Genomic DNA, 17,312 nt, shown 5'->3' with positions numbered 1-17,312 from the left:
AGAACGTGCCTGAATCTCACGTTTCCCGCCACCACCGAACATTTCTGCACGCGATTCCTGCCGAAGCGAGAGAGCACGTGGGCTCGAGCGCCCGCACATTTGTGACCCTTGGCGAGGCGCGGGGAGAGTTCGTCCCCGCCGTGCGCATCTCCTTTTCGGTGGCCCTTCCCCTCGTGATTCTCCTTCTGCTGGGGCGCCTTGACCTTTCGCTGTTTGCGTCATTTGGCACCTTCAGCTCGCTGTACGGTCGATTCGTGCCCACGCGCGAACGCGTGCGCCAGCAAGCCATCGCGGGAAGTGCCCTTGTGGCGTGTGAGGTTTTTGCGACGGCCGCGCGTCACGTTGGGGCGCTCGTGCCGACGCTTCCCGGGGCCTGGATCGTCGTCATCGTTGGCACGATTGTTGCCGCCCTGACGTCGGGCCTCGTGCCCCGCTTTGGCTTGCGCCCAAGGGGCGTGCTGTTTTTCGTTTTCGCTTCGACCGCCATCGCCACGAGCCCGCATAACTTTCCCCTGTGGGTGCCACTCCTGGTTGGCGGCGGAAGCGTGGTGATTTCCCTGGCGTTTAGCGCGCTTTTTCACGTGCTCGGTGAAGCGAACACGGGGCGTGCGGTTCCCGCGCCCGAGCGCGTATCCCGCGCGGATTATGTGCAGGATGCGGGGCGGTTTTCTTCGGCGACACTACTCGCGGGGAGCATTTCGACCGCACTTATGATCCCCTCGCCGTACTGGGCGCAGGTGGCCGCCGTCGCCCCACTTTCCGAGACGCGTCGACTAGGGCAAGTCAACCGCGCCCTCCATCGCGTCGTGGGGACCGTTCTTGGTGTCGTGATTGCGGCGTTCCTCATGTCGTTCCCGAGCGAGCCGTGGCAAACGGTCGTATGGATCGTCGTGATGCAGTTCCTTGCGGAAATGTTCGTCACGCGCAATTACTCGCTCGGGCTCGTGTTCGTCACCCCACTCGCGCTGCTCATGGTGCATCTCGCAAATCCCGAGCGAAACTACGAGATGCTTGTTCCCCGCATCGTTGAAACGTCGATCGGTGCCTGCGTCGGTATCGCCGTCGTCGTATTTGGACTGATTGTGGAGCGGCGATGGGCGTCGCGTAAGATTCGATAACGTCCGTTCTCCCTGCTGATAAGGATTTTTTTAATGGTTTCGCGACGCCGGGTCATCCAGGCTGCCGCCGCACTTCCCGCCCTTTCCTTTCTCGCCGCATGCGGGTCATCTTCTGAGGATTCTTCGCGCCCCCTTCGCGTGAGCGCAATTCCGGATCAGGATCCGGATGTGCTCACCGAACGTGAGGAAGCATTCGCCGAGTATCTTGCGAAGAAGCTTGAACGGGATGTTGAGTACGTTGCCGTTCCCGACTACTCCGCGTCGGTCGCGCAGCTCGGCACGGGCGATCTCGACCTCGTGTTTTACGGGGGTCTCACGGGGGTGCAAGCCCGCAAGCAGAACCCGGATGTCACGATCATCGGTCAGCGCGATATCGACGAAAAGTTCACGAGCATCTTCATCGCGAGCGCCGATTCCGGCATCGCGCCCGTGAGCGACGTTGCGGGCCTCTCGGTCTATGCGGGTAAGCGCTTCACGTTCGGATCGGAAACATCGACCTCGGGCCGCCTCATGCCGTCGTCATTCCTCGCCGAAGCGGGTGTTGAAGAGGGCGACCTCGCGGGCGAGCCAGGTTTCTCCGGCTCGCACGATAAGACCATCGAGCTTGTGCAAGCCGGCACCTACGAGGGCGGTGCCGTGAACGCGCAGGTGTGGAGGAGCCGCCTCGAAGAAGGCATGCTCGATACCGAGAAGGTCATCGCCGTTTTCGAGACGCCCACGTTCCACGACTACCACTGGATCCTTCGGGAAGAGGCCGAGAAGGACTTTGGTGAGGGCTTTGCCCAGAAACTCAAGGACGCCCTCTTCGCGATGCACGAGGACGAGGACGGCAAGGCCGTGCTCGAACTCTACAAGGCTGGCAGCATCATCGACGCGAAGCCCGAAGATTACGCACGCATCGAAGAGGCCGCCGAGAAACTGGATCTGCTCGGCTAGCATGACCGGTCGCGACACGGCCGCAGCGCACCTCGAGAACGTCGAGGTGCGCTTTGGCGAACGTTGCGCTTTCGCCGGGAGCCTCACCGTTGCTCCCGGCGAGAGGGTTGCGCTCATCGGCCCGAGCGGCGCGGGCAAGAGCACACTCCTGCGCGTGTGCACGGCGGCCGTGAGCCCGAGTGCCGGAACGGTGCGTATCGCGGGGAAGAACCTCGCCGAGCTTTCCGGCCGGCAGCTTCGGGCCGCGCGTGCCGGAATCGGCACGGTCCACCAGGGCCTCCATCTCGTCGAGCCACTTTCGGCGCTCCAGAACGTTCTCGCGGGCAACCTTGGCCGTTGGGGGAGTGTTCGCGCGCTTACTTCGCTCGCCTTCCCGCGCGAGCGCGAGGTCGCCGAGAGTGCCATGCGGGAGCTCGGCATCGCCCACCTCGCCTCGAGGCGCACGGGACTTCTCTCGGGGGGAGAGCAACAGCGGGTTGCCCTCGCCCGCATTCTCGTGCAGCGGCCTGACTTGATCCTCGCCGATGAGCCGATTGCCGCGCTCGACCCGGCCCGCGCGCGCGAAGTCATGGCGATCCTCACGCGCGTCGTTGACTCGACGGGCGCCGCACTCATCGTGAGCCTCCACGACCCGAAGGTCGCGACCGAGTGTGCCGATCGCGTCGTGGGCCTGCGTGCGGGAAACATCGAGTTCGATCTGCCCGCGGGCGATGTGGATGCTGAGCGCACAAGGGCCCTCTACAGGATCGACGCATGACGAAAGTGCGCAGCGCGCGATGGTGGAGTATCGCCGCCCTCGGCGCGGTTCTCGTGTCGGTTGTGAGTGTCATGCCGGGCGTCGCCCTGGCACCGGGGGGTTTTCCGACGCTTGCCCGGTTTTGGCTCGCGGCTTTCTCCCCTGAGCTGAGTTTCTCCTACGTTTCGCGCATCCTCGAGGCGACTTTCACGACGCTCGCGTTTTCCGTACTCGGCACGGCCCTCGCGGTCGTGATCGGTTTCGTCGGCGGAGTCATCATGAGTGAGGGCTGGTGGCGATCCCGCACGGCGTGGATCACGGCGCGCCTCGCGTGTGCGCTTCCGCGCGGCGTGCACGAAACGGTATGGGCGGTCGCGCTTCTGCTCGTGCTCGGGAGAGATCCCCTCGTGGGGGTACTTGCCATCGGGATACCGTTCGGGGCGATCACCGCGAAGGTCTACGCGGAGATCATCGATGAGACCGCTACGGGCCCCTCGGATGCGCTCCGCCTCGCGGGTGCGGGGAAGGTTGCGGCCTTCGCGTACGGGACCCTCCCGCGCGTGTGGAAGGATTTCGTGGCCTACGCCTTCTACCGGCTTGATTGCTCGCTTCGCGCTGCGGTGATCCTCGGCATGCTCGGCGTGGGTGGTCTCGGCTTCGAGCTGTCGACGGCGTTTCAGGGCCTCGCTTTTGAGCGAATGTGGACCGTGATGTACGCGCTTCTTATCGTGGGGCTCGCGTGCGAATGGTGGAGCCGGGAACTTCGTGACCCTTCACGCCGGTTCATGCTCGGTTCGTCGATTGCCATCGCGGTGCTTCTTCTTCTCTCGGCATTTCACTTGCGCGTGAACATCGTCAAGCTCGATCTCGTGCGGATCGCCGAACGTGCCGCGCGCGTTGCTGAAAAGGCGCTCCCGCCCACACTTCCGTCGACACTGCCGCAGTTGCTGGTGGACTGTGCACTCACGGTCACGATGTCGATCGCGGCGATTGCCGTGGCCTCGCTCCTCGGCGGTGTCATGGCGTTTGTTGCCACGCCACCTCCCGTGACTCCCGAGGGGGAGCGTGGCACGCTGCACGTCGCGCGTGAAGCCCTCGGTGCCCTCGCCCGCGCGATCCTCTTGCTCGTGCGCGTGACCTCGCCGCCCGTGTGGGCTCTCCTCTTGCTCTTTGTGCTTTTCCCGGGACCACTCCCCGGCGCCCTCGCACTCGGCATCTACAACGCGGGCGTACTCGGACGCCTCTACGCCGAGTCTCTTGAAACGGTCGATCGCCGCCCCTCGCTCGCCCTGCGCCATGCTGGAGCGAGCCGCCTTGTCGAGGCCGTCTACGGAGTGGTTCCGCTCGTGAAAGGCCGATTTTCCGCCTACAGCCTCTACCGGTGGGAAGTGACCATTCGCGAAAGCGTCGTGGTTGGCGTTGTTGGCGCGGGTGGCCTTGGCCGCGTTCTCGAGGCCGAACGCACGGCCTTCGACTATTCCTCGATGCTCACGGTCGTCCTCGCCCTTCTCGTGCTCTCGATCCTCGTGGACCTCGTGAGCGCCTCGGCACGAAAAGCCTGGAGGTAGGGCGGCCACCGTCGGAACCGAACGCCCTTTTAGGCCCGCGCTTGCGCGAGCCGGTGCTCGAGGTGCGCACGCACGGTGGGCCATTCGTAGTCGAGGATCGAGTAGAGGGCGGTGTCGCGCGTCGTGCCGTTCTTGAGAACGCGATGACGCCGCATAATCCCTTCGAATGTCGCCCCGAGTTTTTCGATGGCGGCACGTGAGTGCCGGTTGAGGGCATGCGTGCGCAACTCGATGCGCTGGAATTTCTCGACCTCGAAGAGGTGGCGCAAGAGAAGAAACTTCGCCTCGGGGTTCACGGCGGTGCCCTGGACGCTTCGCGCGTACCACGTGGCGCCGATCTCAGCGACCCGGTTCGCTCGGTCAATGTTGAGGATGCACGTCAGCCCGGCAATGTAGCCGGCGTCGTCATCGACCTTTCGGATGACCGTGTAGGGGATCATTGACCCTTCGTCGCGCAACGTGAGGCGCCTCTCGATGTCCTGGCGCATTTCCGCGGGCTTCGCGATGTTCGCGTACCAGAGTTTCCACAATTCGCCGTCGCTCACCGCATCCTTGAGGCCCTCGAGGTGGTCGAGTGAGAGCGGTTCGAGAACAACGAAGTCGCCGGCGAGGCGAAGAGGTGAAGTGGGCATGCGGAGCATCCTACGCCGAATGCTCTTCGAGACCTTTGAGGAGGGCTGTGGCGTTCTGGGTCCATTCCTCACTGATGGCGAGGGAGCCGTCTTTGAGGTCAGCGCCGTAGCTCGTGTAACCGAGGAGCGGCTCGACGAGCCTCATGCGAAGGGAAGCGGCAACGGGCGCGAGCGCGCGCGCCGCGTCCAGCCCGCCATTGTGGTAACCCCACGCGATGATGCCAAGCGGCTTGCCCTCCCACTCCGCCGCGAGGTAGTCGATCGCGTTTTTGAGCGGAGCCGAAAACGAGCCGTTGTACTGGGGCGTCGCCCACACGACGGCGTCGGCCCGGTCCACGGTGGTGGCCCACGCTCGCGTGTGTGGGCGCTGATAGTTTCCGGCGCGGGGAGGCTCGAGCTCGTCAAGGAAGGGCAAATTGATCTCCTTGAGATCCGCGAATTCGACGTCGAAGTTCGTGATGTCCTTTGCGAGGGCTTCCAGCGCGCGGGAGACGAGGATTCCCGTGCGCGAGGGGCGCGTCGTTCCGTGAATTATCAATAACGTGGGCATGTGTCGAGGCTACGCTCCCATCCCTCAATTCGGCTCGCCTCAAGTCACGCATGACACAGTGATGGCATGAAAACCTTCACCGCAGAAAAGGTGTTTGCCCTGGGCTACCGCGCCGCGGCAGACGCCTTGACCGCCGCTCTCGAGCGGGGATTTGACCCCGCGAGCGATCCCGAGCGCACCTTCACTCCTGTCGATGCAGGCGAGTTCCTCACGATGCCCTCGAGCGTTGGCAAGGATGCGGGGATCAAGATCCTCACCCTCGCGCCGCACAACCCTGAGAAGGACCGGCCCTTCATCCAGGGCACCTATCTCCTGTGCGATGCGGAAACTCTCACGCCGCACTCGCTCGTTGAGGGGATCGCCCTCACGGCGCTGCGTACGCCCGCCGTCGCGATTGCGGGGGCGCGACCTGCGCTTTCGGCGATCGCTGCGCACGTCACGCGCCGCCCGAATATCGTCGCCTTCGGAGCGGGGGTCCAGGGGGAGGGGCTCGTGCGCGCCCTCGCGGCGGAATGCGGCGACGGGGGTGTGGGGTTCGAGGGGCTCGGCGCGGTCACCTACGCAGTGCGCAATCCGGATCGCGTGAGCGCGAGTGCGCTCGCGGTCGGCGAGGAGGGGTGTGCGAGCGAGGTTGGAGCGGTGCGTGCGGGGTCCGACGCTTGCCGCGCCGCTGTTGAGGCCGCGGACGTCATTGTGTGCGCGAGCGCCGCGACAGAGGCGGTGTTCGAGGATTCGTGGGTGCAGCCGCACGCCGCCGTGCTCGCCGTTGGGGCGCATACGCCTCAGACGCGTGAAGTTCCCGCCGCGACGATGGGCCGCGCCCGCGTCATCGTCGAGGATGAAGCTGTGGCCTTGCGCGAGAACGGGGACGTTGTGCGCGCCATAGCCGACGGGTTCCTTGCCGACAGCGCGCTCGTGAGCATGAAGGCGCTCCTTGGCGAAGAGGCGACTATGGCGGCAGGTGAGGTGAACGTTCCGGATACCCCCACGGTCGTTACCACGGTGGGGATGAGCTGGCAGGACCTTGTGGTGGCGGCTGCCGTGGCAAAGCACGTGGACGGGGACGCAAACTTCAGCAAGACTTGCGAGAATTGAACCATGAGTGAGAACACTGCACAGCAAAGCGCCATTGGTCGTGCAAAACGCCTCGCGAGGCGGGCCGCACTTGCGACGACTGCGGGGATTGCCGCCTCTCAAGCAGTCGCTGTGGGAACGCTCCTCGCGATGGACGCCTACACCAAACGCGGTCGCAAGAAGCGCCGCGCCCCCAAGCCGGGCACGTTTGACTCGACCGTGGAGAAGTCGGATATCACGATCTTCACGAGCGGTGAGGATCTCTTCGAGTCGATGATCGAGTCGATCGATCATGCCGAGCACACGGTGATGCTCGCGACCTTCATTTGGAAGGGCGACCGCGTGGGGCAGCGCTTCATGGACGCCGTGAACAACGCGGCTGCGCGTGGGGTCGATGTGTTCCTCATTTGGGACGTGTTCGCGAACCTTGTGGTTCCTCGCCAGTTCTTCGAGCAGCTTGATGAGCGCATCAACGTTCACCGCATGTACCCCATCTCGGGGTCATTCTGGCGTGCACCGATTCGTTCCACCGGCCTCATTCACTCGAAGGTTCTCGTCGTGGATGACGAGATCGGCTACGTGGGCGGCTTCAATATCGGCGACGCCTACGAAAGCGAATGGCGCGACACCCACGTGCGCGAAGTTGGGCCCGCCGTGTGGGAGCTGCGGCAAGCGTTCGTGAACGTGTGGAACGAGGATCGCCGCGCCGACGAGCGTATCGACTGGATCGCGCCCAACGCATGGAACACGCGCGTCGAGGTCCACCCCAACCTTCCGCTCCAGGCCGTGTACCCGATTCGCCGCATGTACCTCGCGGCTATCGAACGCGCCCAGAAGAACATCTGGCTCTCGACCCCGTACTTTGTTCCCGACGGCAAGCTCCTCGAGCCGCTGCGCGCGGCCGCGGCGCGTGGGGTCGACGTGCGCCTCATGCTCCCCGAGCAGTCCAACCACGTCGTCGTTGACTGGGTCGCGAGAGGCTTCTATCAGGATCTGCTCGATTCCGGCGTGCGCATCTTTCTCTACACCCCCGCGATGAACCACTCGAAGATCGCGACGATCGACGGAATGTGGGCAACCGTCGGAACCGCGAACCTCGACCGGCTCTCTCTCGCGCTGAACTACGAAACCAACCTCGAAGTTGCCGACCCGGCCTTCGCCGAGGCGCTCGAGAAGGTGTTCGAGGCCGACTTCAAGGACTGCTACGAGGTCGATCCCGAAAAATGGAAGGCGCGCGCCGGGATTGAAAAGGTGACCGAGAAGCTGCTCGTTCCACTTCGCCCCGTCATGTAACCCGGCTCGTTCACCTCGAGGCCACCGGGGCGTCAATCGCCCGTGGGATTGCGGGCCTAGCCTGGCTCGATCACGCGCAAAGAGCGCACACCTCAGGAAAAGGAGTCTCCCGTGAAGTACACGCACCGAGTGCAGGTCTCGGCGCCCTTTGACGTTGCCCTCGAGGCGACTCGCCACGCCCTCGCCGAAGAAGGTTTCGGGGTGGTGTACGAACTCAACATGCAGGGCACGCTCTCCAACAAAATCGGCGCGGAAGCCGGTGCGGAGCTCGGCCCCTACGTGATTCTCGGGGCGTGCATCCCCACGCTCGCGCGCCGCGCCCTCAACGCGGATAAGTCCATGGGGGCCCTCCTCCCGTGCAACGTCGTCGTGCGCGCGGGGGAGACCTACGAGCAGAGCATCGTCGAGTGCATCGACCCCACCATCATGAGCACGCTCAGCACGGGTGATGAGGTGCGCTCGATGACGGACGACGCCGATCACGGCCTGCGCACGGTACTCGCGAGCATCGATCACTTCCTTCCCGAGCGGGGCGCGGGCACGGGTGCCCCCGCGGCTGTGGAGGATGCGCCCACAGCGGGCGCGGCCCCGTCGCAAACTGAGGGCGTCGAGGTCGCGGGGGTTGAGGGGTACCGTCCCGTGATCGTCGGGCATCGCGGCGCGGCTCTCGTGACGACCGAAAACACCCTCGCGGGTTTCCGGCGCGCGAAGATCGATGGCGCGAGCGTCGTCGAATGCGACGTGCACCTAAGTGCCGATGGCACGCCGGTCATCATGCACGACGAGACGATCGACCGCATGGCCGATCCGGCCTCGCTCCCCGCGAAGGGCGCGATCAAGGACCTCACGAATGCTGAACTCGCGCAGGTGTCTCTCCAGGGTGGCCACGGCGTTCCGCTTCTCACGGAGCTCCTCGCAATGGAGGATCTCGAACTCTACGTCGAGGTCAAAGTAGCCTCGGCGGCGAAGGCGTCGGCGCAGCTCATCCACGATAAGCGCCCGGGGCACGGAGAGCGCGATACGGTCATTTCCTTTGTGCCAGAGGCTCTCGCAGCTGTGCACGAGATCGCGCCGCACGTGGGGCTCGGTCTCCTTGTGAACACGGTCGAGGATTCGACCTGGGACACGCTCGAGGAGCTCGGATGCACGTGGCTCAGCTGCAGCGTGGACGGACTCACGCCCGAGGCCGCCGAGGACGCACGCGCGCGCGGTTACAAGATCAACGTGTGGACCGTGAACACGGAAGGGCAGCTCACAAAGGCCGTGGCGCTTCGTCCGGAGTCGATTTCCACTGACGATCCGCGCTGGGCGATCGAGCAACTCGCGGGCCACTAGTCTCGGCATTTCTCATATTGAGACCCGTGTTTCCCGAAAGGTGGCCGCGGCGTGTAGATTTTCAAGTACGCCTTTACCAGTCAGTATCAGCCGAGGTGTACGACAACAATCGCACGCGACCACCACGAAGGACGATCGATGGCCACATCACTTGACGCGACTCTTGACGCCGTTTTACGCCGCAACCCGGGTGAAAGCGAATTCCACCAGGCGGTCAAGGAGGTTTTCGAGTCCCTCGAACTGCTCCACGCGCGCCACCCCGAATACGCCGAAGCCGCGATCCTCGAGCGCATCGCCGAGCCTGAGCGGCAGATTATCTTCCGCGTCCCGTGGGTGGACGACGAGGGAAAGGTGCGGGTGAACCGCGGCTTCCGCATCGAGTTCAACTCGGCGCTCGGCCCCTACAAGGGCGGCCTTCGCTTCCACCGCAGCGTGAACCTCGGCATCGTGAAGTTCCTCGGCTTCGAGCAGATCTTCAAAAACTCCCTCACGGGCCTCCCGATTGGCGGCGGCAAGGGCGGCTCCGATTTCGATCCGCACGGCAAGTCCGAGGGCGAAATCATGCGCTTTTGCCAGTCGTTCATGACCGAACTCTTCCGCCATATTGGCCCCGATACCGACGTCCCCGCGGGCGACATCGGCGTGGGCGGCCGCGAGATCGGCTACCTCTTTGGCCAGTACAAGCGCCTCGCGAATCGTTTCGATGCCGGCACCCTTACAGGCAAGGGGCTCGCCTGGGGTGGCTCGCTCGTGCGCACGGAGGCCACGGGCTACGGCGCCGCGATCTTCGCGAACGAAATGCTCAAGGCGAAAGGCCTCGGCTTCGAGGGCCGCCGCGTGCTCGTGTCCGGCTCCGGCAACGTCGCGCTCTATGCCATTGAGAAGGCCCAGCAGCTCGGCGGTACCGCGATCACCGCTTCCGACTCGAGCGGCTACGTCGTTGACGAGGAAGGCATCGACCTCGACCTGCTCAAGCAGATCAAGGAGGTCGAGCGCGGCCGCATCCACGAGTACGCCGAGCGCCGCGGCGGCAAAGCGCGGTTCGTGGAGGGTGGCAACGTGTGGGAGGTCCCCGGCGAGATCGCCATCCCCTCCGCTACCCAGAACGAGCTCGACGGCGAAAGCGCGAAGACTCTCCTCAAGAACGGTTTCATCGCGGTTTCCGAAGGAGCGAACATGCCCTCGACCCCCGAAGCCGTGGACCTTTTCCAGGAGGCCAACATCGCCTTCGGCCCCGGCAAGGCCGCCAATGCGGGCGGCGTGGCGACCTCCGCCCTCGAAATGCAGCAAAACGCCGCGCGTGACTCGTGGACGTTCGAGGACACCGAAAAACGCCTCACCGACATCATGGTGAACATCCACGACACGTGCGCCGCGACAGCCGAAGAGTACGGCCGCCCCGGCGACTACGTTGTGGGCGCCAACATCGCGGGCTTCGTGAAGGTTGCTGACGCGATGCTCGATTTCGGTGTGATCTAGGCGTGCAGCTCGCGGTGATGCGATGAATGCCGTCCTTTTCGCGGCGGTGATCGGCGTGGGCATCGGCCTCGTGGTCGGTGCCCTCGGCGCGGGTGGGGGCATCCTTTCCGTGCCCGTGCTCGTCTACGTGCTCGGCATGGCACCCCACGACGCGACGGGGGCCTCGCTCGTCGTCGTGGGTCTCACCGCGGTTGTGGCGATCCGCCACCCCGCAAAGCACGGGAACGTGCGATGGAAAGAGGGCGCCATTTTCGGCGCGATCGCGATTGCGGGGGCGGCGCTTGCCTCGAGGCTCTCGCTCCTCGTGCCCGAGCGCGCGCTCATGCTGTGCTTCGGCGTGCTACTGCTCGTTGTTGCGGCAGTGATGGCACGCCGCGCGCGCCTACTGCGTGCCGAAGAGAACGCGAAAGAGACGGGGCCGACGCTTGCTGGGCAACCGTCGGAACCTGAACCCCAACCGTCCCGGCTCGCCCTCGTGCTTGCCGCGAGTGCCACGGGGCTCCTCACGGGCTTTTTTGGAGTGGGCGGTGGGTTCCTTGCCGTGCCGATGCTTGTGATCGCTCTCGGGCTGCCCATGCGTGCGGCGTCGGGCACGAGCCTGCTCGTCATGATCATGACCTCCGCCGCGGCGTTGCTTGCGAGAATCGGGACCCCCACGCATATCGACTGGCCGTCGGTGCTCATCTTCGCGGCCGGAACGGTGCTCGGTGGGATGGTCGGTGGGCCCCTTTCGGCGAAGGCACAGCCCTCGAGCCTTACGGCGCTTTTCGCGGTTCTCCTCGCCGGGGTAGGCGTGTTGACGCTCGCGACGGCCTAAGCACACGTATCCTTCACCACGTATCGATCCCCTCGGGGGCTATTGCACTTTTCACGTGGGGCAAGCGCGCCTACTGTGGGGGTGTTCTTGCGTCTGCGACACGCCTAGGAGGTCATTGTGGTCGAGACCTACCCGATCCTCACCCTCGTTCCACCACTTCTCGCGATTCTCCTCGTGATCGTGACGAAACGCGTGCTCATATCCCTCTTCGCGGGCGTTGTCTCGGGGGCGATCCTCATCGCGGACTTCGCGCCACTCGCCTCACTCAAAGAGGTCGGTAAGGCCGCCCTCGGACTCGTGTGGGAAGATGGCGGGCTGAACTGGTACACGATCCTCATCATCGCCTTCCTCCTCGAACTCGGCATCATCACCTCTCTCGTCCTCATGGCTGGCGGGACGTCGGCGTTCTCGGACTGGGTGGAAAAGCGCGTGAAGACACGACGTGGGGCCCAAATCCTCACGGGCCTTTTGAGCCTCTCGTTCTTTATCGACGATTATTTCAACGCTCTTTCGGTGGGGCAGATCGCGCGGCCCATCTCGGATCGGCAACGCGTCTCGCGCGCCAAGCTCTCGTACCTGATCGATTCGGGCGCGGCCCCCGTCGTCGTGCTCATCCCCTTCTCGAGCTGGGGTGCCTCCCTCATCGGCATCATGTCGCCGATCCTCGCGGCCTCCGCTCTTCAGATGAGTGAAGTCGAGGCTTTCGTGCGCGCCGCGCTCATGAACTTTTACGCGGTTGCCGCGCTCGTGTTCTTGTGGCTCGTGATCGCCTGGCAGCTCAATTTCGGGCCCATGCGTAAGGAAGAGGAGCGGGCCTTCGCAGGAGAGGGCGTGCACGCCGACGAGAAGGACGCTCCCAGCCAGGCGACCGATAAGCTCCCGCGTCACGAACCGGGCGCGAAGCGCGCCCTGCTCGTCCCGTTCGTGCTGCTGATTCTCGGTGTCGTGGGCGGAATGTACGTCACCGGCGGCCTCGAGGCCGGCGCGTGGGATCTTTTCTCGACGATGGCCAATGCCAACGTGGCGCTGTCCCTCAACGTCGGCGGCGCCATCGGCCTCATCGTCGCGTTCTACTACCTGTACCGCTACACCCTCTCCAACCCGGTCTTCTCCTCAACCGTGCGTTTCGGTGGCGCTTTCCAGGGCGCGAAGTCGATGCTTCCCGCGATTTCGATTCTTCTTCTCGCGTGGATGCTCGGCGCCGTCATTGGCGATCTCGGCACGGGCAGCTTCCTCGCCGACGTCGTTGCGAACGTGAACCTCCCGGCCCACTGGCTCGTCCCGATCCTGTTTGCGATGGCCGGTCTCATGGCGTTCGCGACCGGCTCCTCGTGGGGTGCCTTCGGCATTCTGCTGCCGCTCGCGGGCCAGCTCATGAATGCTTCTCCCGGAGGCAATGAGCTTCTGGTCGCGGCGTTCGGCGCGGTCATCGCCGGCAGTGTGTTCGGCGATCACTGCTCGCCGATTTCCGATACGACGATCCTGTCGAGCACGGGCGCCGGCTGCAAGGTGAGTACGCACGTGAACACCCAGCTTCCCTATGCGCTCGTCGCGGCCGGATCCTCGCTCGTGGGTTACGTCGTGTTTGCGGCAACGGGAATGGCGCCCGCGGGCTTCGCCGTGACGCTTCTTGTGCTCGTCGCCGCGGCCCTCGTGCTGCGTGCGCGTTGCGGCGGTGAACGATCCGTGAACTCCGGTGTTGCCGCTGGCGCAGCCTGAAATTCACCGCTGGGCAAGATGCCGTTAGGACTCGATTTCTAGCCTGAGCTTGACACTGTTTCTCGAGTTCAGGATAGAGATCATGCCCCGTATCCCCGCCCCGGGCGAGGTTGCCCCCGCCGGCGCTTCGCGCTCTCGCCGCACGCGCGGTGGCCTTCGTGCCCTCGCCATTGCCGCGGCCCTTGCCATCGCCGTTCCCGGTAGCTTTGCCCTCCCCGCCGACTCCCCCTCCGTTCTCGCGCCGGCCACGGCCCAGGCCGCGCCAAGCGAAGACGACGTTGCCAAGGGTGGCGTGTTTGCGGATTCGCAGACGCGCCGCGTCGCACCGGGTCTCGACCTCACGACCTTCTCGCGCCTCGAGAGCGCGGGGTGGAACGAGGGAAGCGTACTGACCGCGGATCTCACCGAGCAGACCCTGTCGATGGACATCGTGGACAACGGTGCTGTCGCAAGCCGCGCCCCGCTTGGCGAGCTTATGACCTCGGGCGAGCGCGGCGACCAGGCTGTTGCCGCGATCAACTCGGCCTTCTTCGACATTAACTTCAGCGATGCGCCGGTCTATAGCTCGGTCTCGAATGGTGAGTCGGTCGTTGGCTCGGATAGCAAGCGCCCGGCGTTTACGATCGCTGGCGGCAAGGCCGTGGTGCAGGCGCTCACGACCTCGGGTAAGGCCACGCTTGCCGACGGTTCCTCGATTGAGCTTGCGACCCTCAACGACCCGAGTATCCCCGAGGGTCAGATCGGCGTGTACAACTCGCGCTGGGGTTCCTACACGCTCGATCGCCCTATCGGCGGACCCGACAAGGTGAGCGCTCACGCCGCTTACGCCCTCGTCCAGGACGGCAAGGTCGTCAAGGCGAGCGGCATCGTCGAGAAGGGTGTGGGGGAGCAGGAGATCCCCGAGGGCGCGCAGCTCCTCCTCGGCCGCGAAGAGGGTGCCGACAAGGTCGCGGCGCTCAAGGTTGGCGACAAGGTGGACGTCGCGATCGGCCCTGACCAGAACGTCGACATGGGCGTGCAGGGCAGCGACCAAATCCTCAAAAATGGCGAGGTCATGGCGATGAATGACGACCCCCTCGTCAAAACCGCGCACCCGCGAACCGCGATCGGCGTCAGCAAGGACGGCTCGAAAGCCTTCGCGATCGTGCTCGATGGCCGTAGCGCCAACTCCCACGGCATGACCCTCCCCGAGCTCGGTCAGCTTTTCAAGGATCTCGGCGCGTATAACGCCGTGAACCTCGACGGCGGCGGCTCCTCCGCGATGATTGCGCGCGCTGCTGGCGACGACGGCCCCGCGGTGTGGAACACCCCCTCCGACGGCGATGTCCGCAGCGTTTCCGACGCCCTCGTGTTCTACTCGAGCGCCCCGAAGGACGAACTTTCGGACGCGCAGCTCTCGATCGCCCTCGAGAGCGAGAACGCCGTGTTCCCGGGCCTTCACCGCACGATTGAGGGCACGGGGCTTGGAAAGAACCTTGCTCCGCTCGCCGTCGAAGGTGAATACACGGCCGAGGGCGCCGCCACAGTGACCCCGACCGTGTCGGGAACCGCGGTTGTCGAGGGTGTCGAGCCCGGCAGCGCCACCGTGACCTATAAGTCCGGTGTTCACGAGGACTCGGTGAACGTACGTGTTCTCGGCGATCTCCTCGCGCTGCGTCCGAGCGCCCGCACCCTGAGTCTTCCCGATGCCGATTCGACTCGCAGCCTCACCCTCACGGGTATTGATTCCGACGGCCGCCGCGCCCGCATCGAAACCCAGGACGTCAAGGTCGAGGCCAGCAATGGCTTTACCGTGACCGACGATGGGCTTGGCACGTGGGCGATCGCCGGCACGGGCGATGCCGAAGCTGGCACCGTGACCTTCAGTGTGGGCGATGTCGAGACGACGGTCCCCGTGAGCTTCGGCTACACGGAGGCACCGGTCTTCGATTTCTCGGCCGTGGAGAACTTCAGCGATGCGAACGCTCGTGCCGCCGGTTCGATCGAGCCCGCGACTGGCGAGAACGGAGAGGACCCCGCGGTCCGCTTGCAGTATGACTTCACGCAGTCGACCGCGACCCGCGGCTACTACCTCGTGGCGAACGAGCCCGTGAAGATCGAGGGCAACACCCTCGCGTTCACCGCGACCGTCAAGGGCGATGCCACGGGCGTGTGGCCGCGCCTCCAGGTCGTTGACGGCAAGGGTACCCGCACGAACATTAACGGTGAGAACATCACGTTCGATGGCTGGAACCAGGTGGTCTTCACCGTTCCCGAGGGGCTCGCGCAGCCGCTGACCGTTGAGCGTCTTCGCTTCATGGAGACCCGCCCCGACGCGCAATACAAGGGCGACCTGACCGTCTCGGCGCTGACCGCAACGACGACCACGTCCGCCGAGGCGAGCGAAGACAAGGCCATCCACGACCCGGCACTCCTCACGGTCGGCTCGGTCGACGATCGTGCGCAGCGCATCGCGGTCATGAGCGACTCGCAATTCGTGGCACGCGCCCCCGAGTCGAATGGTGTCAAGGGCGCCCGCCGCACGTTCCGCGAGATCAAGGCGGAAAAGCCCGATCTGCTCATCATCAACGGTGACTTTGTTGATGAGGCAACCCCCGAGGACTACGAGCTTGCGAAGAAGATCCTCGACGAGGAATGGGATCCGTCGATTCCGTACATCTACGTGCCCGGCAACCACGAGATCATGGGCGGAAAAATCGAGAACTTCGAGAATGCCTTCGGCGCAACCCGCCACGACCGCGACCTCGGCCGCACGAAGATCTTCACGCTCAACACCGCGGGAGGCTCGCTCCGCTCGGGTGGCATCGACCAGATTGCGGCGCTCGAGAAGGCTCTCAAGGACGTGGAGCAGTCGGATACCCTCACGGGCATTGTCGTGTTCTTCCACCATCCGCCGAGCGATCCGCTTCCCTCGAAGTCGAGCCAGCTCGCTGACCAGCGCGAGGCTCGGGAACTCGAGCGCGTTCTTGGCGAGTTCCGCGATCGCTCCGGAAAATCTGCTGCGGTGGTGAACGCCCACGTTGGCGTGTTCCACGGCGCGGCTGTCGAGGGCGTCACCTACCTCGTCAATGGCAACTCCGGGAAGAACCCCGCGGGTACGCCGGAGACGGGCGGCTTCACCGGTTGGACGATGCTCGGCATCAACCCGGGCGCAGGCAAGGTCGGCTCGAACCCCACGACCTCGGACCGCGTCAACTGGCTTGCCGCCGAGGTGAAGCCTTGGGTCGACGAGGTCACCCTCACGCTCCCGAAGATCCTTCCGGAGGGCGAGACAGGCGAGTTCTCGGCAGTCATCGAACAGGATGGCCGCAAGGTTCCCGTCGCGTGGCCCGTGACCGCACAGTATTACGGCGAGGGCGTCGTCGTTGACGATGGTTCCGAGGCAGCCGAGGCTGCTGACGAAAGCGCCGTGATCCGCGTGAACCCCCAGACGGGCGAGGTCACCGCAATCCGCCCGGGCACCGCCGAACTTGTCGTTGAGGTCAACGGCCGGACTCACTCGCAGTGCATCACGGTTGAGGGCGCGAGCGCTCCGGCGAAGCCGGATCCCGCCGAGGAGCCGTCGGATACCGGTGTGGCGCCCACCGAGCCCGCTCCCGCCGACGATGATGAGGCGGCCGACGCTGAAGGACCCGAGGGTGCGCAGCCTACGGACGAGGGCACCACCGCCGAGGGTCCCACTGATGATGGAAGCGTCGCCGAAAGCCCCGCCGAGCAGGGCACGGGCGCGAATCGTGAAGATGCCCAGTCGGGTGTCGCCGATTCCGGCACGGCATCACGCCCCGCGCGAGTTGTCACTCCAGCGGCGGTATCCCACGCGTCCCTCCCACGCACGGGCGTCGAGCTTGGAGGAGCACTCGCAAGCCTCATGTTCCTTGGCCTCGGGAGCGTGCTCGTGGCGCGCTCGCGCAAGGAGAGCATGAAGTAACGAGAATGGTCCTCACCTGAGGAAACGAAGGGGCGCCGACGTCGCGATTATCGCGAGCCGGCGCCCACTCCATTATTGAAAGTGGGAGCAGTTCCTCACACTGGGGAAACGACGTGCGCTCGGCAAC

General features: G+C 64.9%; 13 protein-coding genes. 11 read left to right on the top strand and 2 right to left on the bottom strand.

What is annotated here, in order from left to right; translation table 11 throughout:
* Positions 1–5 precede the first annotated feature (5 nt).
* From NBW56_RS05805 to NBW56_RS05790, 4 genes are read left to right on the top strand one after another with little or no spacing between them, the layout of a single operon-like run.
* Entirely contained in the window at positions 6–1,118 is a 1,113-nt protein-coding gene (locus tag NBW56_RS05805; RefSeq protein ID WP_250258380.1) for an FUSC family protein, read from the top strand.
* 33 nt (positions 1,119–1,151) lie between these two features.
* Positions 1,152–2,054 carry a putative selenate ABC transporter substrate-binding protein gene (locus tag NBW56_RS05800; protein WP_126846750.1) on the top strand — a complete coding sequence of 301 codons (903 nt, stop codon included), beginning with the start codon at positions 1,152–1,154 and terminating at the stop codon, positions 2,052–2,054.
* A 1-nt stretch (position 2,055) separates the two neighbouring features.
* Positions 2,056–2,811 (top strand): phosphonate ABC transporter ATP-binding protein, encoded by a 756-nt coding sequence (locus NBW56_RS05795; protein WP_250258379.1) that lies wholly within the window; start codon positions 2,056–2,058, stop codon positions 2,809–2,811.
* Positions 2,808–4,358 carry a PhnE/PtxC family ABC transporter permease gene (locus tag NBW56_RS05790; protein WP_074298615.1) on the top strand — a complete coding sequence of 517 codons (1,551 nt, stop codon included), beginning with the start codon at positions 2,808–2,810 and terminating at the stop codon, positions 4,356–4,358. Before NBW56_RS05795 ends, NBW56_RS05790 begins: the two co-directional genes overlap by 4 nt.
* A gap of 29 nt (positions 4,359–4,387) precedes the next feature.
* Here the strand turns inward: NBW56_RS05790 and NBW56_RS05785 are convergent, their stop codons facing one another.
* Positions 4,388–4,990 (bottom strand): GNAT family N-acetyltransferase, encoded by a 603-nt coding sequence (locus tag NBW56_RS05785; RefSeq protein WP_250258378.1) that lies wholly within the window; start codon positions 4,988–4,990, stop codon positions 4,388–4,390.
* Positions 4,991–5,000: 10 nt separating this feature from the next.
* Positions 5,001–5,540, bottom strand: a complete 540-nt coding sequence (locus NBW56_RS05780; protein WP_250258376.1) for an NADPH-dependent FMN reductase — start codon at positions 5,538–5,540, stop codon at positions 5,001–5,003.
* Positions 5,541–5,606: 66 nt separating this feature from the next.
* Here NBW56_RS05780 and NBW56_RS05775 point away from each other — a divergent pair, with 66 nt between their 5' ends.
* The 7 genes from NBW56_RS05775 (at position 5,607) to NBW56_RS05745 (ending at position 17,185) form a co-directional block, all read left to right on the top strand.
* Complete coding sequence (locus tag NBW56_RS05775; protein ID WP_250258374.1) at positions 5,607–6,635, top strand: ornithine cyclodeaminase family protein; 1,029 nt, start codon at positions 5,607–5,609, stop codon at positions 6,633–6,635.
* 3 nt (positions 6,636–6,638) lie between these two features.
* On the top strand, positions 6,639–7,907 hold the full coding sequence (locus NBW56_RS05770) for a phospholipase D-like domain-containing protein (RefSeq protein WP_250258372.1): 1,269 nt from the start codon (positions 6,639–6,641) through the stop codon (positions 7,905–7,907).
* A 111-nt stretch (positions 7,908–8,018) separates the two neighbouring features.
* Entirely contained in the window at positions 8,019–9,242 is a 1,224-nt protein-coding gene (locus tag NBW56_RS05765; RefSeq protein ID WP_250258370.1) for a glycerophosphodiester phosphodiesterase family protein, read from the top strand.
* A 138-nt stretch (positions 9,243–9,380) separates the two neighbouring features.
* Positions 9,381–10,721 carry an NADP-specific glutamate dehydrogenase gene (gdhA, locus tag NBW56_RS05760; protein ID WP_250258369.1) on the top strand — a complete coding sequence of 447 codons (1,341 nt, stop codon included), beginning with the start codon at positions 9,381–9,383 and terminating at the stop codon, positions 10,719–10,721.
* Between the two features lie 22 nt (positions 10,722–10,743).
* Positions 10,744–11,538 carry a sulfite exporter TauE/SafE family protein gene (locus tag NBW56_RS05755; protein WP_250258367.1) on the top strand — a complete coding sequence of 265 codons (795 nt, stop codon included), beginning with the start codon at positions 10,744–10,746 and terminating at the stop codon, positions 11,536–11,538.
* 117 nt (positions 11,539–11,655) lie between these two features.
* Positions 11,656–13,257 (top strand): Na+/H+ antiporter NhaC family protein, encoded by a 1,602-nt coding sequence (locus tag NBW56_RS05750; RefSeq protein WP_250258366.1) that lies wholly within the window; start codon positions 11,656–11,658, stop codon positions 13,255–13,257.
* A gap of 82 nt (positions 13,258–13,339) precedes the next feature.
* Positions 13,340–17,185, top strand: a complete 3,846-nt coding sequence (locus NBW56_RS05745) for a phosphodiester glycosidase family protein (RefSeq protein ID WP_250258364.1) — start codon at positions 13,340–13,342, stop codon at positions 17,183–17,185.
* Positions 17,186–17,312 lie beyond the last annotated feature (127 nt).

The organism is Dermabacter sp. Marseille-Q3180, from assembly GCF_940792985.1.
In the GTDB taxonomy this organism is placed as follows: Bacteria; Actinomycetota; Actinomycetes; order Actinomycetales; family Dermabacteraceae; genus Dermabacter; species Dermabacter vaginalis.
This window is presented reverse-complemented; position numbering and strand designations above follow the sequence as displayed.